Annotated in this window: 20 protein-coding genes; 6 read left to right on the forward strand and 14 right to left on the reverse strand. The window is 72.7% G+C overall.

Going from position 1 to position 21,724, the window contains the following annotated elements; all coding sequences use genetic code 11:
- Positions 1–28: 28 nt before the first annotated feature.
- The 9 genes from V6D49_RS05725 to V6D49_RS05765 all read right to left on the reverse strand — a co-directional run bounded on the left by V6D49_RS05725 (position 29) and on the right by V6D49_RS05765 (position 10,513).
- Positions 29–184 (reverse strand): hypothetical protein, encoded by a 156-nt coding sequence (locus V6D49_RS05725; RefSeq protein ID WP_340557685.1) that lies wholly within the window; start codon positions 182–184, stop codon positions 29–31.
- A 193-nt stretch (positions 185–377) separates the two neighbouring features.
- Positions 378–1,886, reverse strand: a complete 1,509-nt coding sequence (gene gatB / locus V6D49_RS05730) for an Asp-tRNA(Asn)/Glu-tRNA(Gln) amidotransferase subunit GatB (RefSeq protein ID WP_340557686.1) — start codon at positions 1,884–1,886, stop codon at positions 378–380.
- A gap of 18 nt (positions 1,887–1,904) precedes the next feature.
- Entirely contained in the window at positions 1,905–2,147 is a 243-nt protein-coding gene (locus V6D49_RS05735; RefSeq protein ID WP_340557688.1) for a hypothetical protein, read from the reverse strand.
- The gene (gatA, locus tag V6D49_RS05740) at positions 2,144–3,637 is read right to left on the reverse strand and encodes an Asp-tRNA(Asn)/Glu-tRNA(Gln) amidotransferase subunit GatA (RefSeq protein WP_340557689.1); all 1,494 of its coding nucleotides are present in this window, start codon (positions 3,635–3,637) and stop codon (positions 2,144–2,146) included. The genes V6D49_RS05735 and gatA overlap by 4 nt, the downstream gene beginning before the upstream one ends.
- A gap of 5 nt (positions 3,638–3,642) precedes the next feature.
- On the reverse strand, positions 3,643–3,939 hold the full coding sequence (gene gatC / locus V6D49_RS05745) for an Asp-tRNA(Asn)/Glu-tRNA(Gln) amidotransferase subunit GatC (RefSeq protein WP_191211684.1): 297 nt from the start codon (positions 3,937–3,939) through the stop codon (positions 3,643–3,645).
- Positions 3,940–4,080: 141 nt separating this feature from the next.
- On the reverse strand, positions 4,081–6,246 hold the full coding sequence (locus tag V6D49_RS05750; protein ID WP_445330470.1) for a putative bifunctional diguanylate cyclase/phosphodiesterase: 2,166 nt from the start codon (positions 6,244–6,246) through the stop codon (positions 4,081–4,083).
- Positions 6,247–6,441: 195 nt separating this feature from the next.
- On the reverse strand, positions 6,442–8,643 hold the full coding sequence (ligA, locus tag V6D49_RS05755; protein WP_340557690.1) for an NAD-dependent DNA ligase LigA: 2,202 nt from the start codon (positions 8,641–8,643) through the stop codon (positions 6,442–6,444).
- Positions 8,644–8,670: 27 nt separating this feature from the next.
- The gene (locus V6D49_RS05760) at positions 8,671–9,645 is read right to left on the reverse strand and encodes a methionine synthase (protein ID WP_340557692.1); all 975 of its coding nucleotides are present in this window, start codon (positions 9,643–9,645) and stop codon (positions 8,671–8,673) included.
- A 166-nt stretch (positions 9,646–9,811) separates the two neighbouring features.
- On the reverse strand, positions 9,812–10,513 hold the full coding sequence (locus V6D49_RS05765; protein WP_340557693.1) for an SDR family oxidoreductase: 702 nt from the start codon (positions 10,511–10,513) through the stop codon (positions 9,812–9,814).
- A 143-nt stretch (positions 10,514–10,656) separates the two neighbouring features.
- Here V6D49_RS05765 and V6D49_RS05770 point away from each other — a divergent pair, with 143 nt between their 5' ends.
- From V6D49_RS05770 to V6D49_RS05780, 3 genes are all read left to right on the forward strand, one after another.
- Positions 10,657–11,676, forward strand: coding sequence for a rod shape-determining protein (locus V6D49_RS05770; protein ID WP_340557695.1), 1,020 nt, complete (start codon positions 10,657–10,659; stop codon positions 11,674–11,676).
- A gap of 74 nt (positions 11,677–11,750) precedes the next feature.
- Positions 11,751–12,224 (forward strand): Dps family protein, encoded by a 474-nt coding sequence (locus V6D49_RS05775; RefSeq protein ID WP_340557697.1) that lies wholly within the window; start codon positions 11,751–11,753, stop codon positions 12,222–12,224.
- Positions 12,225–12,362: 138 nt separating this feature from the next.
- Positions 12,363–12,911, forward strand: coding sequence for a flavoprotein (locus V6D49_RS05780; RefSeq protein WP_340557699.1), 549 nt, complete (start codon positions 12,363–12,365; stop codon positions 12,909–12,911).
- Between the two features lie 27 nt (positions 12,912–12,938).
- On the opposite strand, the gene V6D49_RS05785 is transcribed toward V6D49_RS05780, so the two are convergent.
- The 4 genes from V6D49_RS05785 to V6D49_RS05800 form a co-directional block, all read right to left on the reverse strand.
- Positions 12,939–13,781 carry a carbohydrate ABC transporter permease gene (locus tag V6D49_RS05785; protein WP_340557701.1) on the reverse strand — a complete coding sequence of 281 codons (843 nt, stop codon included), beginning with the start codon at positions 13,779–13,781 and terminating at the stop codon, positions 12,939–12,941.
- 7 nt (positions 13,782–13,788) lie between these two features.
- On the reverse strand, positions 13,789–14,817 hold the full coding sequence (locus tag V6D49_RS05790; protein ID WP_340557702.1) for a carbohydrate ABC transporter permease: 1,029 nt from the start codon (positions 14,815–14,817) through the stop codon (positions 13,789–13,791).
- A 100-nt stretch (positions 14,818–14,917) separates the two neighbouring features.
- Positions 14,918–16,258 carry an ABC transporter substrate-binding protein gene (locus V6D49_RS05795; RefSeq protein ID WP_340557704.1) on the reverse strand — a complete coding sequence of 447 codons (1,341 nt, stop codon included), beginning with the start codon at positions 16,256–16,258 and terminating at the stop codon, positions 14,918–14,920.
- Between the two features lie 106 nt (positions 16,259–16,364).
- A complete protein-coding gene (locus V6D49_RS05800; protein ID WP_340557705.1) occupies positions 16,365–17,384 on the reverse strand; it encodes a LacI family DNA-binding transcriptional regulator in 1,020 nt (339 codons plus the stop codon).
- A 208-nt stretch (positions 17,385–17,592) separates the two neighbouring features.
- Between V6D49_RS05800 and V6D49_RS05805 the strand changes: the two genes are divergently transcribed.
- Both V6D49_RS05805 and V6D49_RS05810 read left to right on the forward strand, forming a co-directional pair.
- On the forward strand, positions 17,593–18,942 hold the full coding sequence (locus tag V6D49_RS05805) for a mucin-1 (protein WP_340557706.1): 1,350 nt from the start codon (positions 17,593–17,595) through the stop codon (positions 18,940–18,942).
- Between the two features lie 94 nt (positions 18,943–19,036).
- The gene (locus tag V6D49_RS05810) at positions 19,037–19,660 is read left to right on the forward strand and encodes a hypothetical protein (RefSeq protein ID WP_340557709.1); all 624 of its coding nucleotides are present in this window, start codon (positions 19,037–19,039) and stop codon (positions 19,658–19,660) included.
- Positions 19,661–19,711: 51 nt separating this feature from the next.
- On the opposite strand, the gene ku is transcribed toward V6D49_RS05810, so the two are convergent.
- Positions 19,712–20,710 (reverse strand): non-homologous end joining protein Ku, encoded by a 999-nt coding sequence (ku, locus tag V6D49_RS05815; protein WP_340557711.1) that lies wholly within the window; start codon positions 20,708–20,710, stop codon positions 19,712–19,714.
- 87 nt (positions 20,711–20,797) lie between these two features.
- Between ku and ligD the strand changes: the two genes are divergently transcribed.
- On the forward strand, positions 20,798–21,685 hold the full coding sequence (gene ligD / locus V6D49_RS05820) for a non-homologous end-joining DNA ligase (RefSeq protein ID WP_340557712.1): 888 nt from the start codon (positions 20,798–20,800) through the stop codon (positions 21,683–21,685).
- Positions 21,686–21,724 lie beyond the last annotated feature (39 nt).

Consider the following 21,724-nt stretch of genomic DNA (forward strand, 5'->3'; position numbering starts at 1 on the left):
TTCACGGCAGGAGATTTTCCGCCCGGCCTCAGGCGGCCTTCACCCAGCGTGAGATCCGCCGGGTCGCCGGACCGCGCCGGGTGGTGGAGCGGTGCCGCTTGACGGCGGCCACCAGCCGTTCGTGCTCGGCCTCGGCACGCAGCCCGGCGATGCGTGCCTCGTGGGCCAGGAAGTCCTGGTACATGTCGGGTTCTCCTCGATGCGGAAAGGAGCCCCACCGCCTGGTGGAGCTCCTTCAGCCTCCGCTCTGAGGAGGCGCCGCCGCATCGGACGACTGCCGCATCCGCGCGGACCGCACGCCTTAGGGCGCGGGGCCCGCGGCCTTAGGCCGGCCCACAGAGGGCCTTGCGGTGGCGCGGCGCACGTCCCGGCCCGGCTCAGCCCTGGACGCCGAGCCGCTCCAGGATCAGCTCGCGCACGCGGGCGGCGTCGGCCTGGCCACGGGTGGCCTTCATGACGGCGCCGACCAGCGCGCCGGCCGCCGCGACCTTGCCGCCGCGGATCTTGTCGGCGATCGCGGCGTTGCCGGCGATGGCCTCGTCCACGGCCGTGCCGAGCGCGCCCTCGTCCGAGACGACCTTCAGGCCGCGCTTCTCGACGACCTCGTCCGGTCCGCCCTCACCCGCGAGGACGCCCTCGATGGTCTGGCGGGCCAGCTTGTCGTTGAGCGAGCCCTCGGCGACCAGGGCGCAGACCCGGGCGACCTGCTCGGGGGTGATCGTCAGCTCGGTCAGCTCGGTACCGGTCTCGTTCGCCCGCCGGGCCAGCTCGCCCATCCACCACTTGCGGGCCTGGTCCGCCGGGGCGCCGGCGTCGATCGTGGCGATGATGAGGTCGAGCGCCCCGGCGTTGAGCACGGACTGCATCTCGTGCTCCGAGATGCCCCACTCCTCGCGGAGCCGGTTGCGACGCAGCCGGGGCAGCTCCGGAAGCGTGGCCCGCAGCTCCTCGACCCACTCGCGCGCCGGGGCGACGGGGACGAGGTCCGGCTCGGGGAAGTAGCGGTAGTCCTCCGCCTCCTCCTTGACCCGTCCGGAGGTGGTGCTGCCGTCGTCCTCGTGGAAGTGGCGCGTCTCCTGGACGATGACGCCGCCGCCGTCGAGGACCGCGGCGTGCCGCTGGACCTCGAAGCGCACGGCACGCTCCACGCTGCGCAGCGAGTTGACGTTCTTCGTCTCGCTGCGGGTGCCGAACGTCCGCGAGCCCGTCGGCATCAGCGACAGGTTGACGTCGCAGCGCATCTGGCCCATCTCCATCCGCGCCTCGGAGACACCGAGGGCGCGGATCAGCTCGCGCAGCTCGGCGACGTAGGCGCGGGCGATCTCCGGGGCGCGGTCCCCGGCGCCGGTGATCGGCTTGGTGACGATCTCGATGAGCGGGATGCCGGCCCGGTTGTAGTCCAGGAGCGAGTGCGAGGCGCCGTGGATGCGGCCGGTGGCACCGCCGATGTGCGTCGACTTGCCGGTGTCCTCCTCCATGTGCGCCCGCTCGATGCCGACGCGGAAGACCTCGCCGTCCTCCAGCTGGACGTCCAGGTAGCCGTCGAAGGCGATCGGCTCGTCGTACTGGGAGGTCTGGAAGTTCTTCGGCATGTCCGGATAGAAGTAGTTCTTCCGGGCGAAGCGGCACCACTCGGCGATGGAGCAGTTCAGCGCGAGGCCGATCTTCACGGCGGACTCGACGGCCGTCGCGTTGACGACGGGCAGCGAGCCGGGCAGGCCGAGGCAGGTCGGGCAGGTCTGCGCGTTGGCCGGGGCACCGGGCACGGTGGCGCAGCCGCAGAACATCTTGGTCTTGGTGCCGAGCTCGACATGGACCTCCAGGCCCATGACGGGGTCGTAGGACGCGAGGGCGTCCTCGTACGACACCAGGTCAATCACGGTCACGGAAGTACAGCCTCTCGATCAGTCACCGGCGAGGACGTCGTCGCTGCTCATGCTGCGCAGCTCCCGCACCAGGATGAGGACGCCGGTGGTGAGGGCGGCGGCCGAGATCAGCGCGTCGACGAGCTGCAGGCGGTCGTGGTCCTCGCGGGCCTGCCGGGCCTGCTTGACGACGCTGACGGCACCGAACAGGGAGGTGCCGATGGACAGGTAGGTGCCGGCCTTGGACTTCTTGAAGCGCTTGGCCTTCTTGATGTTGCTCACAGTACGGGTGCCTCCTCGAGCAGCGGATGCCCCCACCGGGTGTGGAAGGCGGCTTCGACGGCAGCGCCTACCCGGTAGAGCCGGTCGTCAGCCATGGCGGGGGCGATGATCTGCAGCCCCACCGGGAGCCCGTCCTCCGGCGCCAGGCCGCAGGGCAGCGACATGGCGGCGTTGCCGGCCAGGTTGGACGGGATGGTGCACAGGTCGGCGAGGTACATCGCCATGGGGTCGTCGGCGCGCTCCCCGATGGGGAAGGCCGTCGTCGGCGTCGTCGGCGAGACGAGGACGTCCACCGACTCGAAGGCGCGCTGGAAGTCCCGGGTGATGAGGGTGCGGACCTTCTGCGCCGAGCCGTAGTAGGCGTCGTAGTAACCCGAGCTGAGGGCGTAGGTGCCGAGCATGATGCGGCGCTTGACCTCGGGCCCGAAGCCCGCCTCGCGGGTGAGGGCGGTGACGTCCTCGGCCGAGCGGGTGCCGTCGTCGCCCACGCGCAGGCCGTAGCGCATGGCGTCGAAGCGGGCGAGGTTGGACGAGCACTCGCTGGGCGCGATCAGGTAGTAGGCGGCGAGCGCCTTGGTGAAGGACGGGCAGGAGATCTCGACGATCTCGGCGCCCAGCTCGCGCAGCAGCTCCACCGACTCGGTGAACCGCTGCATGACGCCGTCCTGGTAGCCCTCCCCGGAGAACTCCGTGACGACGCCGACGCGCATCCCGCGCACGTCACCGGTCCGGGCGGCCTCGACGACGGCGGGCACGGGGGCGTCGACGGAGGTGGAGTCCATCGGGTCGTGGCCCGCGATGGCCTCGTGCAGCAGGGCCGCGTCCAGCACGGTGCGGGCGCAGGGGCCGCCCTGGTCCAGCGAGGAGGAGAAGGCCACCATGCCGTAGCGGGAGACCCCGCCGTAGGTCGGCTTGACGCCGACGGTGCCGGTGACGGCGGCGGGCTGGCGGATGGAGCCGCCGGTGTCCGTGCCGATGGCCAGCGGCGCCTGGAAGGAGGCGAGGGCGGCGGAGGAGCCGCCGCCGGAGCCTCCGGGGATGCGGGTGAGGTCCCACGGGTTGCCGGTGGGACCGTAGGCGCTGTTCTCGGTGGAGGACCCCATGGCGAACTCGTCCATGTTGGTCTTGCCGAGGATGACGACGTCCGCGTCCTTCAGTCGACGCGTCACGGTGGCGTCGTAGGGCGGGACCCAGCCTTCGAGGATCTTGGAGCCGACGGTCGTCGGCACGCCCTCGGTGGTGAAGATGTCCTTGAGCGCGAGCGGTACGCCCGCGAGCGGGCCGAGCGTCTCGCCCGCCGCCCGCTTGGCGTCCACCCGGCGGGCGGTCTCCAGGGCTCCGTCGCGGTCGACGTGCAGGAAGGCGTGCACCTTCTCGTCGACGGCCTCGATGCGGGCCAGGTGGGCCTCGGCCACCTCGACGGCGGACGTCTCGCCGCTCGCGATCCGCTCCGCCGTCCGTGCGGCGGTGAGCTTCGTCAGGTCGGTCATACCGGTCACTCCTCACCCAGGATCTGCGGCACCTTGAAACGCTGCTGCTCCTGGGCGGGCGCGCCGGAGAGCGCCTGCTCGGGCGTCAGGCTCGGACGGACCTCGTCCGGGCGCATGACGTTCGTCAGGGGCAGCGGGTGGGAGGTCGGCGGCACGTCCTCGGTGGCGACGTCGGAGACGGCGGCGACCGCTCCGATGATGTCGTCGAGCTGTCCGGCGAAGTGATCGAGCTCTTCGTCCTTCAGCTCCAGGCGTGCCAGCTTCGCGAGGTGAGCGACCTCCTCGCGCGTGATGCCAGGCATGCGGCGGTCCTTAAGGGGTTTCGGGCAGGGCTTACCGGTTTCCGGTGTGCGGCCCAATCCTATGCGCTCCGCCCGCGCCGCCCGACAGCCGACGACGCGTCGGCCCCGTCCCGCGTCCGCGCCGCCCCGCGCCGCGCGGGGTCAGTCCGCCGACGGCAGCGACGGGTGGGCCATGCCCGGCCGGACGGCCGGGGTGGCGGTGGGGATCGGCGCGGGCAGGGCGGGCCCGACACCGCGCGCCCGGAGCCACGCCGTCGTCTCGGCGGGCGGCATCGCCGCCGAGACGAGCCAGCCCTGCACCGCGTCGCAGCCCAGGTCGCGCAGGCGCTCCCAGGTCTCGTCGTCCTCCACGCCCTCGGCGACCACGAGCAGGCCCAGGGAGTGGGCCAGGTCCACGGTGCAGCGCACGATCGCGGCGTCCTGGTCGTCGACGGCGAGCCGCGCCACGAACGAGCGGTCGATCTTCAGCTCGCTGACGGGCAGTTTGCGCAGGTGGACGAGGGAGGAGTAGCCGGTGCCGAAGTCGTCCAGCGACATCTTCACGCCGTGGCCGGTGAGCCCGGCCAGGGTGTCGGCCGCCTGCTGCGGGTCCTCCAGCAGGACGTGCTCGGTGATCTCCAGCTGGAGGGCACCGGCCGGGACGCCGTGCCGGGCGAGCCGGGCCGCGACGGCGCCCGCGAAGCCGGGCGTGTGGACGTCGCGCGGCGAGACGTTGACGGCGACGGGGACGCGGAGCCCGGCCGCGCGCCACCGGGCGACCTGGCTGAGCGCCGTCTCCAGCACGTACTCGGTGAGCCGGGGCATGAGCCCGGACGTCTCGGCGATGGCGATGAAGACGTCGGGCGGGACCCGGCCGCGCTCGGGGTGGACCCAGCGGACCAGCGCCTCCAGGCCGGTGACCTGCCCGTCGAAGCGCACCTTGGGCTGGTAGTGCAGTTGCACCTCGCCGGCGTCCAGGGCGCGGCGCAGGTCACCGAGGAGGCCGAGGCGGTCGGGGGTGTTGCCGTCCCGGGCCGCGTCGTAGACCTCGACGCCGCTGCGGTCGCGCTTGGCCTCGTACATCGCCACGTCCGCCCGGCGCAGCAGCCCTTCGGCCTCCAGCGCGTGGTCGGGGAAGACGGCGACACCGGCGCTGGCCTCCAGCACCAGGCTGAGGCCGTCGAGGTGCAGGGGGCAGCTGAGGGCGGAGACGAGGGTGCGGGCGACGCGCTGGGCGCTGGTGGCGGAGGCGGCGAGCGGCAGGAGGACGGCGAACTCGTCGCCGCCGAGGCGGGCGGCCTCCGCCCCGCGCGGGAGGGCGATGCGCAGTCGGTCGGCGATCTGGAGGAGGAGCCGGTCGCCGGCGAGGTGGCCGAGGGTGTCGTTGACGGAGCGGAAGCGGTCGAGGTCGATGAGGACGAGGGCGGAGCGGGCCTGCTGCCGGTCGGCGTCGTCCAGCGCCGTCCAGGTGCGCTCCATGAGCCACATGCGGTTGGGGAGGCCGGTGAGCGGATCGCGCAGCTGTTCCTCGGCCCGCACCCTGGCGATCCACAGGGTGGAGTCGAGGGCGATTAACGGGACCGCGAAGAGCGGCAGCACCAGCGGCCGGGCCTCGGCGACGACCACGATCAGGGGGGATATGCCGACCAGGGCGACGCACATCAGCCCCTGGCGTATCAGTGCGGTACGGGCCGCCGTGGGTACCCCCGCGGCGGGCAGCGAGCTGCGGCGGGTGCGGCAGTACCACTCCAGGACGCGGGTGACGAAGAGGTAGACGCAGGCGACGACGAGCATCTCGGGCACGGCGGCCCAGCTCCAGCCGACCGGCCCCCACGGCTGTTCGACGGAGGGGCGGGTGCCGAACGCCATCAGGGTGAGCGCGGCGCTGCCGATGCCGAGGAGGTCGACCGCGCCGTGCACGACGGACTGGCGCCAGCTGCGGTGCCGGGCGGCGCCGACGAACACGACGACGGCGATGCTGACGAGGCTGGCCGGGGCGCTGCCGTAGAGGAAGAGGATCGCGAGGGTGAGGGCGGAGCCCGAACCGGTGCCGCCCCACCAGCGGTCCCGCCCGAGCGCGACGAGGTGGATGACGACGACGCCGGTGAGCGCGGCGAAGGCCCAGCCCGCCGTGCCGCCGGGGAAGAGGGCCCGGCCGTTGCTGATGTTGACGTACATCCCGGCGAGGAGGGTGACGGCAGCGGTCCCCACGACCAGTGGACGCAGCCACGGCGCGGAGGCGAGCGCGGCGCGGCGCAGGACACCGGCGGGCGGACGGGCGGGCTCGCCCGCAGAGCCGGTGTCGCGCTCCTCGGGTGTCAGCTGCATGCGCGTCCCTCTCACGGCCGTCGGTGCACCGCGCCACGGCAGGCGCACGATTCCCACAGTAGGTGCCGGACGAGTGGCAGGGGCACCGATCGAGCCGTGGTCATCCGCGCGGGTCGGCTAATTGTCCGTCATCTCGTACGGAAATCAAGGGCGTTGCCTGCGGGACGGCAGTGACGCGAGAGGCTTGACGGCAGGTCAGGGCTGTTCCTCCGCCATGGTCAGAGCCGCTTCGCGGGCGGCGTCGGGCCCCTGTTCGAGCAGGACGCTGAACCCCGAATCGTCAAGAATCGGCAACTTCAGCTGGACCGCCTTGTCGTACTTGGAGCCGGGGTTGTCGCCCACGACCACGAAGGAGGTCTTCTTCGACACGGAGCCGGTCACCTTGGCGCCCCGGCTCTGCAGCGCCTCCTTCGCGGCGTCCCGCGTCCAGGACTCCAGCGTGCCGGTGACGACGACGGTGACGCCGTCCAGCGGGCGGGGACCGCTGTCCGCGCCGCCCTCCTCGGCCATCCGCACCCCGGCCGCCCGCCAGCGTTCGACGATGCCCCGGTGCCACTCCACCGCGAACCAGTCCTTCAGGGAGGCGGCGATGGTCGGGCCCACGCCCTCGGTGGCGGCCAGCTCCTCCTCGCTCGCCTCCGCGATGCGGTCGATGGAGCGGAACTCCCGGGCCAGCGCCTCGGCCGCGACGGGCCCGACGTGCCGGATGGAGAGCCCGGTGATGACCCGCGCCAGCGGACGTCCGCGCGCCGCCGCGATGTTCTCCAGCATGGCGAGCGTGTTCTTGCGCGGCTCCCCCTTCTGGTTGGCGAAGAGGGTGACGACCTTCTTCTCCCCCGTCTTCGGGTCGCGCTTGGGCAGGCCGCTGTCCGGATCGAGGACGTAGGTCCGGATGGGCAGCAGCGCCTCGACCGTGAGGTCGAACATCCCGCCCTCGTCCTTCAGCACGGGCTCGGAGGGCTCCAGCGGCTGGGTGAGCGCGGTGGCGACGACGTATCCGAAGTGCTCGATGTCCAGGCACTTGCGGCCGGCGAGGTAGAACAGCCGCTCGCGGAGCTGCGCCGGGCAGGAACGGGCGTTGGGGCAGCGCAGATCGATGTCGCCCTCCTTCATCGGCTGGAGCGCCGTCCCGCACTCGGGGCAGGCGGCGGGCATGACGAACTCCCGCTCGCCGCCGTCCCGCAGCTCCGCCACGGGGCCGAGGATCTCCGGGATGACGTCGCCCGCCTTGCGCAGCACGACGGTGTCACCGATGAGGACGCCCTTGGCCTTGACGACGTCCTGGTTGTGCAGGGTGGCGAACTCGACCTCGCTGCCCGCCACCGTCACCGGCTCGACGACGGCGTACGGCGTCACCCGGCCGGTGCGGCCGACGCCCACCCGGATGTCGACCAGCCTGGTGTTGACCTCCTCGGGGGCGAACTTCCAGGCGATCGCCCAGCGCGGGGCGCGGGAGGTGGAGCCGAGCCGCCCCTGGAGCGGAATCTCGTCCAGCTTGATGACGGCGCCGTCGATCTCGTGGCCGAGCGCGTGGCGACGCTCGCCGGAGTCCGCGATGTACGCGCGGACGCCGTCCAGGGAGTCGACCACGCGGTGGTGCTCGGGTGTGGGCAGGCCCCACCGGCGCAGCAGCGCGTAGCCTTCGGACAGGGAGGCGGGAGTGAGCGCCGGGGCGAGGCCCTCCAGCGCGCCGATGCCGTGCACGAGCATGTGCAGCGGGCGGCCCGCCGTCACCCGCGGGTCCTTCTGCCGCAGCGAACCGGCTGCGGCGTTGCGCGGGTTGGCGAAGGGCGCCTTGCCCTCCTCGACGAGCCGGGCGTTGAGCTCCTCGAAGCGGTCCATGGGGAAGAAGACCTCGCCGCGGATCTCGACCAGCTCCGGGACGCCCTCCCCGGCCAGCCGCTCGGGGACGTCGGCGATGGTGCGGACGTTCGGCGTGATGTCCTCGCCCGTGCGCCCGTCGCCCCGGGTGGCGGCGCGGACGAGCCTGCCGCGCTCATAGGTGAGGTTGACGGCCAGCCCGTCGATCTTCAGCTCGCACAGGAAGTGGTGGGGCACGCCCTCCAGTTCGCGGGCGACGCGGTCGGCCCAGCCGGCCAGCTCCTCGTCGTCGAAGGCGTTGTCCAGGGAGAGCATGCGCTGCCGGTGCGGGACGGCGGTGAACTCCGTCTCGTACCGGCCCGCGACCTGCTGCGTGGGCGAGTCGGGCGTCCGCAGCTCGCTGTAGCGCTCCTCCAGCGCCTCCAGCGCCCGCAGCATCCGGTCGAACTCGGCGTCCGAGATGACCGGCGCGTCCTTCACGTAGTAGCGGAAGCGGTGTGCGTCCACCTCTTGGGCCAGGCGCAGGTGCTCCTCCCGCGCCTCGGCGGGCACTGATGAGTGCTCTTCGGCAGCCACCGTCTCGTCCTCCCGTTACTCAGGCCGTCACTCTGGGTTGTTGGCCAGTGATCGCGCTGCCCGGACGCAGTGCTCCAGAGCGGCGCGGGCGTAGCCCGGCGCGGCACCGGCGAGACCGCAGGTGGGAGTGATCACCACGGACTCCGCGAGGAGCCCGGGCGACAGCCCCAGCCTGCGCCACAGCGACCTGACACCCATGACGCTACCGGCCGGGTCCGACAATGCCCCGGCCGTCGTCCCCGTGCCCGGCACGACACCCGCGAAGAGCGCCGTGCCCGCCTCGGCCGCCTCCCCGATCGCCTCGTCGTCACGTTCGGTGAGCAGCGCGGCGTCGAAGGAGACGCCGGTCGCGCCCGCGCGCCGCAGCAGGGCGAAGGGCACGTCCGGGGCGCACGAGTGGACGACGACGGGGACGCCGTCCGCCGCCCGCACCAGGTCGGCCAGCGCGTCCCGCACGACGGCGCGGTCCACGGCCCGGTGGGTGCGGTAGCCGCTGGCCGTGGGGACCCGGCCGGTGAGCACGGAGGTCAGGGCGGGCTCGTCGAGCTGGAGGACGGGAGCCGCCCCGGGCACCCGGCGGCGGAGGTCCGCCAGGTGGGCGCGCACGCCCTCGGCGAGGGAGGCCGTCAGGTCGCGGCAGGCTCCCGCGTCGCCGAGCATCGCCTCGCCGGAACGGCGTTCCAGGGACGCGGCCAGCGTCCAGGGGCCGGTCACCGCGAGCTTGAGCCCGCCGGTGTAGCCCTGGGTGAACTCCTCCAGGGCGTCGAGGTCCTCGCCGAGCCACGCGCGGGCCCGCCGGGTGTCGCGCCCCGGCCGGTCGCTGATCCGCCAGCCGCTCGGCTCGACGTGCGCGTACAACTCGACCAGCAGGCCGATCGTGCGCCCCGCCATGTCCGCCCCGGGCCCCCGGGCGGGCAGCTCCGGCAGGTGCGGCAGGTGGGTGGGCCCCTCCAGGGCGCCGACGACGGTCCGCGCGGCCTCCCGCGCGTCCTCCCCCGGCATCGACCCGATCCCGCTCGCCGCGCCCGGCCCCCAACGAAGCGGCCGGGCACCGGCGGTCCCTGCCGACGCTGACGGTGCCGCCGCCCTTGACGTATCGCTCTCGCTCTCGCTCACAGCGGCAGCCTACGAGCGTCCCGGCCGGGGACCGGCATCCGGCCGGGTGATCTCAGCCGGTGGGACGGACGCTGAGGTCGGTGACCTCCGTGCCGGGCGGCAGGTCCAGGGCGGTCAGGACGGTGCGGGCGACGGACTCCGGAGCCATCCAGTCCTCGGCCCGGTACGCCTTCCCCTCCTGCCGGTGCACCTTCTCCTGCATGGGCGTCGCCGTCCGGCCCGGGTAGACGCTGCTCACCCGGACGCCGTGGCCGGCCTCCTCGCCGCGCAGCGCGTCGGCCAGCGCCTTCAGTCCGTGTTTGCTGGCCGCGTACGCGCTCCACTGCGGGTTGGCCCGCAGTCCCGCACCGGAGTTGACGAACACGACGTGGCCGTGTGCCAGGCGGAGCTGCGGCAGCAGCAGACGCGTCAGCTCGGCGGGCGCGACGAGGTTGGCGGCGAGCGTCGCCTGCCACACCTTGGGCGTCAGCTCGCCGACCTCGCCCAGGTCGCAGACGCCGGCGCTGTGGACCAGCGAGTCCAGCTCCCCGGGCAGCTCCTGGTGGCCGAAGGCCCAGGACAGCCGTTCCGGTTCGGCCAGGTCCCCGACGAGGGTGCGGACGGTGCCGCCGCCGTCGCCGAACCGCTCGGCCAGTTGGCGCGCCCGGCCGGCGTCCCGCGCCAGGAGCCACAGCTCGTCGCCGCGTGCGAGCAGTTCCCGTGCGACCGCGGCGCCGATGCCCGAACCGGCCCCGGTGATCAGATGCGTAGCCATGGGGCCAGCCTATGGGCGCCGGCGTGCGGGGCGGCGGGTGCCCCGATTGCCGTAGCCCGCCCGGTGCCCGGTGGCAGTCGCCCCAAAAAACACGACAATCACATACAAGGCTCCTGTACCACCACGAAAGCAGAGACACGTCCATGGCCAACACGACGTCGTTCAGCACCCGTGACCTCGGCATAGACCTCGGCACCGCCAACACCCTCGTGTACGCCCGCGGGCGCGGCGTCGTACTCAACGAACCCTCCGTCGTGGCCGTCGACTCCCGGACCGGCCAGGTGCTCGCCGTCGGGCACGAGGCGCGGCAGGCCGTCGGCCGGACGCCGGGCACCATCGTCGCGACCCGTCCGCTCAAGGGCGGCGTGGTCTCGGACTACGAGGCCGCGGAGGGCATGCTGCGGCAGTTCATCGCCAAGGCGCGCCGCAGCCGCAGCCGCGCCCCCCGGATCGTGGTGTGCACGCCGAGCGGGGTGACGGGCGTCGAGCGCCGCGCCGTCCTGGAGGCGACCTCCCGTGCCGGCGCGCGCTCGGTACACCTCATCGAGGAGCCGATGGCCGCGGCGATCGGGGCCGGGCTGCCCGTCTACGAGCCCTGCGGGTCCATGATCGTCGACATCGGCGCCGGCTCCACCGAGGTCGCGGTCATCTCCCTGGGCGGCATGGTGGTCGCCCGCCACTCCCGCGTCGCGGGCGACGCCCTCGACACGGCCATCGCGGCGTACGTCGAGAAGCAGCACACCATCGCGGTCGGCGAGCGCACGGCCGAGCAGATCAAGATGACGCTGGGCCGCGAGGAGCAGATCATGGTCCGCGGCCGCGACAAGGTCACCGGCATGCCGAAGACCGTGCAGCTCGGCTGCGAGGCGGTGCTGGAGGCCCTGGACGCCCCGACGCAGTCCATCGTGGACGTCGTGTGCGGCACGTTCGACGCCTGCCCCGCCGAGCTGTACGGCGACATCATGGAGCGCGGCATCGTCCTGACCGGCGGCGGCGCCCTCCTGCACGGGCTGGACGAACGGCTCTCCCGCGAGACCGGCATGCCCGTCACCGTCGCCGACGACCCCATGGGCTGCGTCGCCGTGGGGACCGGCCGCTGCCTGGAGGACTTCACCCGGCTGGAGACCGCGTTCGCCGCTCCGGCCACCGTCGCGGTGGCGTAGGTCCGCCGCTCGCGGGTACCCGCACGCAACGGGAACACAGAACCCACACAACCGGTAAGGAGCGAGGTCAAGGGATGTACGCCGTCAAAAGCACGCTGCCCGATCAGGAGCTCAAGGTCGTCGGTGACGCCTTGCAGGGCGCCCTCGTCGACCTCGTCGACCTGTCACTGGTGGCCAAGCAGATCCACTGGACCGTCGTGGGTCCGCGCTTCCGCACCATCCACCTCCAGCTCGACGACGTCGTCGACACCGCCCGCCAGTACTCCGACACCGTCGCCGAGCGTGCCTCCGCCCTCGGCGTACCGCCGGACGGCCGGGTGGGGACCGTCTCCTCGCACAGCGGCATCGGCCACGTCGTGGACGGCTGGCAGCAGGACATCGACGCCGTCGCGACGATGACCGCCGCCCTCGGCAAGGTCGTCGAGCGGATGCGGGAGCGCATGTCGGCCGCGGGCAAGGTCGACCCGGTGACCGAGGACATCTTCATCAGCGTCACGGGCGAGCTGGAGAAGCACCACTGGATGTTCCAGGCCGAGCACAAGCAGTGACACGCGGGGGCGGCGAGGTGCCCGCCCCGCACGGACGACGAGACCCCCGGCGCGCGTGCCGGGGGTCTCGTGCTCGCGGTGGGACGCGGCCGGGCACGGCGCTGCCGTCCCCCGGCGGGGTGTGGTGGACTGGCGGGCATGTCGACCCGTGTGCTGTACCTGCTCGGCTGCGCGGCGCCGCCCGTGCGGTACATCGACCGGCCGGTCCGCGCCGCCCGGGCCGAGGGGTGGGAGGTGTGCCTCGGGCTCACGCCGACGGCGGCGGAGTGGCTGGAGGAGCGCCTCCCCGAACTGGAGGAGCTGACCGGGCACCCGGTGCGGCACCGGCAGCGACGGCTGGGCACGCGGTCGCCCTGGCCACCCGCGACCGTCTCCGTCATCGCCCCCGCCACGCTCAACACCGTCAACACCGTCGCGCTCGGGCTCACCCCGACGTGGCTGGCCGGGCACGCCGTCGAGGCCGTGGGGATGCGGTGGCCCCTCGTCGTCCTGCCGTGCGTCAACAGCGCGTACGGGACGCACCCGCAGTTCGCCCGATCGGTGGAGACGTTGCGCGGGGCGGGGGTGCGGGTGCTGCTGGGCGGGCCTGACGGCTTCGTGCCCCACCCGCCCGGTCAGGGCGACGCCGAGGGGTACCCGTGGCACCTGGTGACGGCCGCCGTGCGGGAGGCGGAGGCCGCTCGGTGACGACCGGCCGGGCGGCGCACCACGGCCTCAGCCCTTGACGGCGGAGCTGGCCACCCCCTCGACGAACCAGCGCTGGAAGAACGCGAAGACGAGCAGCACGGGCAGCACCAGTAGCACGCCGAAGGCGAGGATCTGGCCCCAGTCCGGTGGCTGCTGCCCCTGGAAGACGCTCATCTCCAGGGGGAGCGGACGCACCGACGGGTCGGACACCATCAGCACCGGCCAGAGGAAGGAGCCCCACTGGATGAGGAAGGTGAGGATCGCCACGGAGGCGAACACGGGGCGGGACATCGGCACGATGATCGCGAAGAAGGTGCGCCAGGGCCCGGCGCCGTCCAGCCGGGCCGCCTCCTCGATGCTCGGCGGGATCTTCCGGAAGAAGGTGTGGAACTGGTAGACGGCGAAGGCGTTGGCGACGAACGGCAGCGCCTGGATGTAGATGGTGTTGCGCTGGCCGTTGAACAGGTAGAACAGCGGCACCGCCACCGACTCGAACGGGATCAGCATCAGCAGCAGGACCAGGGTGAACACCGCGTTGCGCCCCCGCCACCGCAGCCGGGTCAGTCCGTACGCCGCCATCGAGTTGACGATCAGTCCGCCCGTGACCACCACGAACGCGAGCAGCACCGACACGCCCATGAACTGCCAGAAGTACCCGGTGCTGTCGGAGTTGAGGCTGTCGAGGACGGCCGTGTAGTTGTCGAAGGAGAGGTGGGTGGGCAGGAAGCCGGACAGGCCGTTCAGCACCTCGTCGGACGGCTTGAGGCTGCCGAGGAAGAGGTAGAGCGCGGGGAGGGCGAAGACGAACGCCAGGACGCTCAGGACGGTGTAGTCGAGGACGCGGCGCACGGGCGTGCGGGTCATGGCCATGGGGAAGTCAGTCCTCGTTGTCGGGCCGGACGACGCGGCGCTGGACGATCGTCAGGGCGACGACGATCAGGAAGAACACCACCGTGACGGCCGAGGCCTGGCCGATGTTGTTCTGGTCGAAGGCCGTGGTGACGGCCTGGTACATCACCGTGCGGGTGGCGTCCTCGTCGAGGCCGCCGCCGCGGACGAGGATGTACACCTGGTCGAAGACCCGCAGGGACAGCACCGAGGTCAGCATCGCGACGAACACCAGGGTGCCGCGGACGCCGGGCAGGGTGACGTGCAGGAACTGCTGCCAGCGCGAGGCTCGGTCCAACTGCGAGGCCTCGTAGAGCTCGCCCGGGATCTGTTGGAGGCCGGCCAGCAGGATGACCATCTGGAAGCCGACGCCCTGCCACACCGACAGCACGATGATCGAGCCCATCGCGGTGAGGCCGTCGCCGAGCCAGTCGAAGGCACCCCAGTTGCCGAAACTCAACGCGTTCAGCAGGGAGTTGAGCATGCCCTCCTCGCTGCGGGCGAGGATCAGCCGCCAGATCACGGCGACCAGCGCCATCGGGAAGACCACCGGCATGAAGAAGAAGGACCGGAACAGGCCGATCGCCTTCAGCCTGCGGTTGAGCAGGAGCGCCAGAGCCAGCGCCAGACCCGTCTGGAGCGGGACGACGACCACGGCGAAGGTCAGGTTGTTCAGCAGGGCCCGCAGGAAGGGGCCGGACATGTCAGGGTCGGTGAACAGCCGCCGGTAGTGCTCCACGCCGAAGAAGGTGGGCTCCAGCGGCGAGCCGAGGCGGACGTTGTAGAAGGAGAGCACCACGGCGTAGCAGAACGGGATGCCGACGAAGGCGATCAGCCCGCCGACGGCCGGAGCGGACATCAGCAGCCCGTGCAGCCGGTCGCGGTTGCCGCGCGACGGACGCGGGGGCTTCGCGGAGGGAGCGGGCGGGGCGGCCGACGTCCGGCCGGGGGCTGCGGCGTGCTCGGGGTGCGCGGCGTACTCGAGGGGCGCGGAGTGCTCGGAATGCGCGGGTTTCACGGGGTCCTCTTCCCGACGGGGCGGGCCCGGCCGGTGCCCGGCCGGGTCGTCGCGTTGACCAGGTCACCGGCGGCCCGCCCGGGCCGATGCGTGCTGCGGGTTACGGGATCGCGTAGCCGGCGTTGTCGGTGAAGTCCCGGTCGATGGCGCGCCCGGCCTTCCGCAGGGCCTCCTCGGGGTCGGCGCCGCCGTAGATCGAGTTCAGCGCCGCGCTGAACTCGGCGGTGACCGTGGGGTATCCGGCGGTCACCGGACGGGTGACGGCGACGCAGGAGGCGCTGATGTCGCTGTCGCCGCACGGCGCGGCCAGCTGGTCGGCGAAGAGCTGGAGCGGGCCGCCCTCCTTGTACAGCTCGCTCTCGGCGAGGGCGGACTTGGTGGCGGGGACCGCGCCGTTGGCCTCCGTCATCGCGCCGACGTTGGCGTCGTTCAGCAGGTAGTCCAGGAAGGCGCCGGCGGCCTTGCCGTTCTCGCTGTCGGCGCCGATGCCCCAGGCCCACGAACCCTGTCCGGTCTTGGGTCCGTTGCCGAAGTCCGGCAGCGGCAGCACGGCGAGGTCGTCCCCGAGTGCCTCGCTGTAGGCGGGGTAGTTCCAGTGGCCGACCCAGCTCAGCGCGACCTTGCCCTTGGCGAAGGCGTTGCCGTCGGTGTTGGGGTCGACGTACGTCTTCCAGGACTGGAGGGTCTTCATCGCGGAGACGACCTCCGGGCTGTCGAGGGTGCCCTCCGCCTTGCCGTCCTTCAGCAGTCCGCCGCCGGCCGACCAGACGACCGGGGAGAAGCCGAAGGTGCCCCACTCGGAGGCCAGGCCGTACTGCTCCGACAGGTCGAGGACCTTGCCGTCGGGGTCCTTGCCCTTCAGCGCCTCGAGCGCCTTGCCGAACTCCTCGGCCGTCCAGGCGTCGTCCACGCTCGTCGGGTACGTCACGCCGGCCTCGTCCAGCAGCTTCGTGTTGGCGTACACACCGAGCCCGGCGTCGAACATGCCCAGCCCGTAGTGCTTGCCGTCGATCTCGCCCTGCGCCTTGATCGCCTCGGTGGCGTTGTCGAGGGTCTCGGCGGAGACGTGGCCGTCGACCGGGGCGAGCTTGCCGTTGTAGACGAAGTTCGCCATCGTCGGGCCGTCGAACTCCAGCACGTCCGGCAGCTGGGAGACGTCGGTGGTGGTGATGGTCTTCGTGTAGTCCTTCTCGGGTATCAGCTTCAGCTCGGCCGTGACGTCGCTCTGCGCGGAGTTGAAGGACTTCACCGCCTCCTGCAGCGCGGTCGTCTCGCTCGCCTGGCCCTGGTGGGCCCAGACGCTGATGGTGCCCGTGCCGCTGCCCGCTTCGGCGGAGGTGTCGCTGCCGCCGCCCCCACCACAGGCGGCCAGCGCGACCAGGGGCAGCAGGGCGAGGGCCGTCAGGCCCGTACGACGGTGGTTTCTGTGACCGGTGATCATGGAGGTGCCTCCGTGCGGGGTGTGCGAGTGGGTGCGCGGACGGTGGAAAGGGGCCGGGGGGGCTGGAACAACGTCCCCGGCGGCGGACGGTGGGGGGAGGGGGTGGCTACCGCCGCCGGCCGGTGTGCGGCGGGGCGGTGGTCTCGCGGAGGACGAAGCGGATGGGCATCTCGACGGAGCGCGACGACCCGGCGTCGGGCTCCTCCAGCCGCGCCAGCAGCAGCCGGGCCGCCTCCCGGCCCTGGGCCGCGACCGGCTGGGCCACGGTGGTCAGCCCGACCACCTCGGACAGCTCGTGATCATCGAAACCGACGACGGACACGTCCTCCGGAACCCGCAGCCGGTGCCGGCGCAGGGCGCGCAGCGCGCCCATCGCCATCTCGTCGGACTGGGCGAACACGGCGGTCGGCGGATGGCGCAGCGCCAGCAGTTCCGTCATGGCCCGCTCCCCGCCCTCGACGGTGTAGCCGCCGTCCGCCTCCAGGGTGGGGTCCGGCTCGATCCCGGCATCGGCCAGCACGTCCAGGTAGCCCTGCCGGCGGTCCAGGGGCGTGGTCCAGTGCAGCGGTTCGCTGGCCCCGGAGATCATGCCGATCCGCCGGTGGCCGAGGTTCACCAGATGCCGTACGGCGCTCTCCGCCCCGCTCCGGTCGTCGATGCCGACCACCGTGAAGCCGGGCCGGGCGCCGCCGACCGTGGTCGCCAGCGGCACGTCGAGGGACCGCAGGGCGGCGGTCTCCTCCTGGTCGGGGATCAGCAGGGACAGCACGGCGTCGACCCGCTTGCGGATCGGTAGCTTGGTGAAGAAGCGCTTGCGGGCCTCCGGTGAACCGAGGTTGTACAGCAGGACGTCGTAGCCGGCGGCGCTGAAGACCTTCTCCGCGGAGTCCAGCACGGTGCCGAAGAACCAGCGGCCCACGTACGGGACCACGACGCCGATGGTGAGGGTGCGCCCGCTGGCCAGGCTGGACGCCGATCGCGACGCGGTGTAGCCCAGTTCGGCGGCGACCTCGCCGATCCTGGCCCGCATCTCCTCCGACACACCGGGACGGCCGCGCAGGGCGCGGGACACGGTGGACGCCGAGACCCCGGCTGCCCGGGCGACATCGGTGATGCTGACCGTCACGGGACGCTCCTTGATCGGGTGCACGCCGCGTGCCCGGTGGTGTCCGGAGCCCCTCGGCGTGCGGGGAGTGACGAGACCGTAAACCCGCCCACACGGTTGCGCAAGCGTTTGCGTTCATATTTACTGCGGCTGACTCGCAACAGAAACGCCCACCAGCCCCGTTACAGCGCACGCGCTTGAGTGACGCTGTCGGCAGACAGGACTGTCCATGCGATACGCGCCGCCCGGCCTCTGCGTGAACGACTTCGACCTCCTGCGCCACGCGGACGGCACCTACACCGTGCTGCACCTACAGGGCCCGTGGACGGCCGAGTTCGACCACCTGCGGATGGAGACCTCCTACGGCCGGGCCACCTCCACCGACCTGGTCCACTGGGAGCCGCAGGGCACGGCCTTCGGCAACGGCCTGCCGGGCCGCTTCGACCAGCAGGCGGTGTGGACGATGCACGCCTTCCCGCACGGCACCGGCATGGCGATGCTCTACACCGCCGTCTCCGGACTGACCCCGGACGGCTGGCCCCTGCAGTCGGTCGGTCTGGCGCGCTCCGACCGTGCCGACGGCACCGGCTGGCGGCGCCACGGCACGGGACCGGTCGCCGACGCCGACCCGCGCTGGTACCGCACGGGCGACCGCATGGGCTGGCGCGACCCCTTCGTCGTACGCGACGACGAGTCCGACGGCTGGGTCATGGTGGTCTGCGCCGCCGACGCCTCCCTGCCGGTCGAGGTCGGCGGCTGCGTCGCCTGGGCCACCTCGGAGGACCTGGAGCGCTGGACCGTCCACCCGCCACTCATCTCCCCCGGCGATGTCGACGAACTGGAGTGCCCGGTCCTGGAACGCCTCGACGACGGCGGCTGGCTGCTGCTCGGCTCCGTCGGCGCCACCCGGGGCTTCGAGGCGTGGACCGCCCCGCGCCTGCGCGGCCCGTGGACCCGCCGCGGGCCGCTGGGCCCGACGGGCGCGTACGCCCCGCGCGTCGTCGCCGCCCCCGACGGCTCCCGCGTCGTGCTGCACACCACCCCGCGCCGCGTCGGTCTCACCGACACCGGCGACCGCTGCCGCGGCATGCTGGCCCAGCCCAAGTCCCTCGTGGTACCGGATGACTCGGCGCCCCGCCTGGAATGGTGGCCGGGTCTGGAGCCCTGGCTCGGTGAGGAGACGCATCACGCCTCCCTGCACGCGGTCGGTGACGTCGCCCTCTCCGGCCGCACCGAGATCACCCTGCGCACGCAGGCCCCCGACGGAGGCCGACCCGCCCTCGCGGTCGGCTGCGACGGCAGGAACCTCCGGGTCACCGGCCCGGACGGCGACCCGCTCGGCGAGGTCCTCCTGCCGGAACCCGCCGCCGCACTGCGCGTCCTCACCGTCGGCGAGTACGTCGAGGTCTACGCCGACGGCGTCTTCGTCCTCACCACCCTGTGCTACTCCGGCCACCCCGCCCCCTGGACGGCCGCCACCGAGGGCCTCGTCCGCCCCGTCCCCGTCCGCCCGATCCGGCTGCCGGCCCCGCACCGCGACGACGCCTCGGCCGTCTGGCCCGGCCCGGCGCCGCACTGACCGGTGCGCCGCCGGGCCAAGACCGCAGAGCCGGCCCCGTGGCGCGCCGAGCGCGCCCACCGGGGTCACCCGCCCCGGGTCCTACGCTGGTGACGTGATCACGTTGATGACGTACGGCGGTACGGCGGCGTCGGACGCGCCCGGTACCCGCACCGGTGGAGTCCCCCTGGCACCCGCCGGGTTCGCCTGGCCGCACTGCGAGACCTGCGGGGGCGCGATGCAGTTCCTCGCCCAGATCCGGCTGGCGGACCTCGCGGGGGCGGGCCATGGCCTCTTCGCCGTCTTCCTGTGCGACAACGAGCCGGGACGATGCGCCTCGTGGGCGCCGCGCGCGGGCGGCAACCGGGCGCTGGTGCTGCCCCCGCGAGCGCTGACGGCCGCCGCTCCCCCGGCGTCGGGACGCACCGGTCTGGGTGAGGTCTCCGCCGTGACGTACGTGGACGTCGACGCCGCGACGTACTTCGACGCCGCGACGGGCTGGGCCAAGGCCGAGGACCGGTCGCCGCGCGACGTGCTGGGCCGGCTGGGCGGGGAGCCCGAGTGGTTGCAGGGGGATGAGACGCCGCGCTGCACGGAGTGCGAGGGCGTGATGATGCTGGTGGCGCAACTGGAGGAGGGCCACGACCACCGGACGGCGGCCAACTTCGGCGGCGGCGGCTGCGGATACGGGTTCCTCTGCGAGCCGTGCGGCGAGGCCGTCTTCCTCTGGCAGGCGTAGGCCGGGCTCCGGCCGGGCGCAGGCCCGGGTGACCGACGGTCGTGGCCTGCGTCAGGAGGCGCGTTTGCGGGTCGCCTTCTTGGCGGGCTGCTTCTTGGCCGACTTCTTCGCGGGCTGCTTGGCGGCCGCCTTCTTCTCGCCCGGGGCCTTCGTGGCCGCCGACTTCTTGGCCGGTGCCTTCTTGCCGGGCTGCTTGCCGGGTTGCTGCTTCGCACCGCCGTCCCCGGCCTCCCCGCGCTTGAGCGGGGTGACGGTGCCCGCCGCGCCGCCCCGGGCCTCGCGGGCCGCCGCGACGCTGCTCTCCAGGGCGGCCATCAGGTCGATGACGCGGCCGCCGCGCGGTTCGGCGGGTGCCTCGGCCGGTTCGCGGCCCTCCTGCTTGGCCTCGACGAGTTCCTCCACCGCTTCCCGGTACTCGTCGTGCAGGTCCTCCCGATCCAGGTCGCCGAGGGACTCCATCAGCGTCTCGGCCATGTCGAGCTCGGCGTCGCGCACGGTGACGTCGGAGGAGGGGGCGAGGCCGTCGGCGGAGCGGACCTCGTCGGGCCAGAGCATGGAGTGCAGGACGAGGGTGTCGTCCAGGGCACGCAGCAGCCCGAGGGATTCGCGGCCGCGCAGCGCGAACTTCGCGACGGCCACCTTCCCGCTGCGGCTCAGCGCCTCCCGCAGCAGCACGTAGGGCTTGGCGGCGGACGTGGTCTCGGCGCTCATGTAGTAGGCGCGGTCGAGCTGGATGGGGTCGATCTCCTCGACGGGGATGAAGGAGAGGATCTCGATGGTCCTGGCCGTGGGCAGCGGGAGGGAGGCGAGGTCCTCGTCGGTGAGGAGGACGGTCTCGCCGCTGTCGGCCTTGAAGCCCTTGCCGATCTCCTCCGGCGGGACCTCGATCTCCTCCAGCTCGCAGAACTTGCGGTAGCGGATGCGTCCGCCGCAGTCGTGCGCGGTGTGCACCTGGTGGAAGCTGACGGAGTGGTTCTCCGTCGCCCCGTAGAGCTGGATGGGGATGCTGACGAGGCCGAACGAGATCGAGCCCTTCCAGATGGACCGCACGTCACCACTCCTCGCCGGTCGCCGTCCGCTCTGACGTCCCACGTACCTTTTATGTGCTTCATGAGATTTCCATGGGATTATCAGGTTATGCCGCCGATGACGAACGTGGCGGGCCGACGGCTGGCCCTCAGCAACCTGGACAAGGTCCTCTACCCCGACGGCACCACCAAGGGCGAGCTGCTCCACCACTACGCCACCTGCGCCGACGTCCTCCTCCCCCACCTCGCCGGACGTCCGGTCAGCTTCCTGCGCTACCCCGACGGCGTCACCGCCGAGACCTTCTTCGCCAAGAACGTGCCGCCCGGCACACCCGAGTGGGTGACGGTGGCCGAGGTGCCGCGCTCCAGCCGCTCGACGGGCCGGCAGATCGTCATCGACGACCTGCCCTCCCTCATGTGGGCGGCCAACCTCGTCACCGAACTGCACGTGCCGCAGTGGCGCGCGGGCGCGCCCGCGCAGGCCGACCGGCTCGTGCTCGACCTGGACCCGGGCGCCCCGGCCACCGTCGCCGAGTGCTGCGCGGTGGCCGCGTGGCTGCGCGAGCGGCTCGCCGCCGACGGCCTGGAGGCCTGGCCCAAGACGTCCGGCGGCAAGGGGCTGCACCTCATGACGGCGCTGCGCCCCACGCCGTCCGACGCGGTGAGCGCCTACGCCAAACGCCTCGCCGCCGAGGCGGAGCGCGAGCTCACCGGTCTCGCGGTGCACCGCATGGACCGCAGCCTGCGCCCGGGGAAGGTCTTCATCGACCACAGCCAGAACAACGCGGCCAAGACCACCGCCGCTCCCTACACCGCGCGCGCCGCCCGCACACCGACCGTCTCCACGCCGCTGACCTGGGAGGAGGTCGCCGCCGGACGCGAGGGCGAACCGCTCGTGCTGCGGATCGGCGACCTGCCGGGCCGTATCGAGACGCACGGTGACCTCTTCGCACCGCTGCTGGACGCGGCGCGGGCGCACCCGCTGCCGACGCGCTGACGCCTCACCCGCCCGGGGGCATACCGCCCCGCCAGGCAG

Origin of the sequence: Streptomyces sp. GSL17-111, from assembly GCF_037911585.1 — a bacterium.
In the GTDB taxonomy this organism is placed as follows: Bacteria; Actinomycetota; Actinomycetes; order Streptomycetales; family Streptomycetaceae; genus Streptomyces.

Excerpts from the sequence above, each read along its gene's own strand:
- V6D49_RS05725 (WP_340557685.1), bottom strand. The coding sequence starts at position 184 with ATGTACCAGGACTTCCTGGCCCACGAGGCACGCATCGCCGGGCTGCGT.
- gatA (WP_340557689.1), bottom strand. The coding sequence starts at position 3,637 with ATGACCGACCTGACGAAGCTCACCGCCGCACGGACGGCGGAGCGGATC.
- gatC (WP_191211684.1), bottom strand. The coding sequence starts at position 3,939 with ATGCCTGGCATCACGCGCGAGGAGGTCGCTCACCTCGCGAAGCTGGCA.
- V6D49_RS05750 (WP_445330470.1), bottom strand. The coding sequence starts at position 6,246 with ATGCAGCTGACACCCGAGGAGCGCGACACCGGCTCTGCGGGCGAGCCC.
- V6D49_RS05760 (WP_340557692.1), bottom strand. The coding sequence starts at position 9,645 with ATGCCGGGGGAGGACGCGCGGGAGGCCGCGCGGACCGTCGTCGGCGCC.
- V6D49_RS05765 (WP_340557693.1), bottom strand. The coding sequence starts at position 10,513 with ATGGCTACGCATCTGATCACCGGGGCCGGTTCGGGCATCGGCGCCGCG.
- V6D49_RS05770 (WP_340557695.1), top strand. The coding sequence starts at position 10,657 with ATGGCCAACACGACGTCGTTCAGCACCCGTGACCTCGGCATAGACCTC.
- V6D49_RS05775 (WP_340557697.1), top strand. The coding sequence starts at position 11,751 with ATGTACGCCGTCAAAAGCACGCTGCCCGATCAGGAGCTCAAGGTCGTC.
- V6D49_RS05780 (WP_340557699.1), top strand. The coding sequence starts at position 12,363 with ATGTCGACCCGTGTGCTGTACCTGCTCGGCTGCGCGGCGCCGCCCGTG.
- V6D49_RS05785 (WP_340557701.1), bottom strand. The coding sequence starts at position 13,781 with ATGGCCATGACCCGCACGCCCGTGCGCCGCGTCCTCGACTACACCGTC.
- V6D49_RS05795 (WP_340557704.1), bottom strand. The coding sequence starts at position 16,258 with ATGATCACCGGTCACAGAAACCACCGTCGTACGGGCCTGACGGCCCTC.
- V6D49_RS05805 (WP_340557706.1), top strand. The coding sequence starts at position 17,593 with ATGCGATACGCGCCGCCCGGCCTCTGCGTGAACGACTTCGACCTCCTG.
- ligD (WP_340557712.1), top strand. The coding sequence starts at position 20,798 with ATGCCGCCGATGACGAACGTGGCGGGCCGACGGCTGGCCCTCAGCAAC.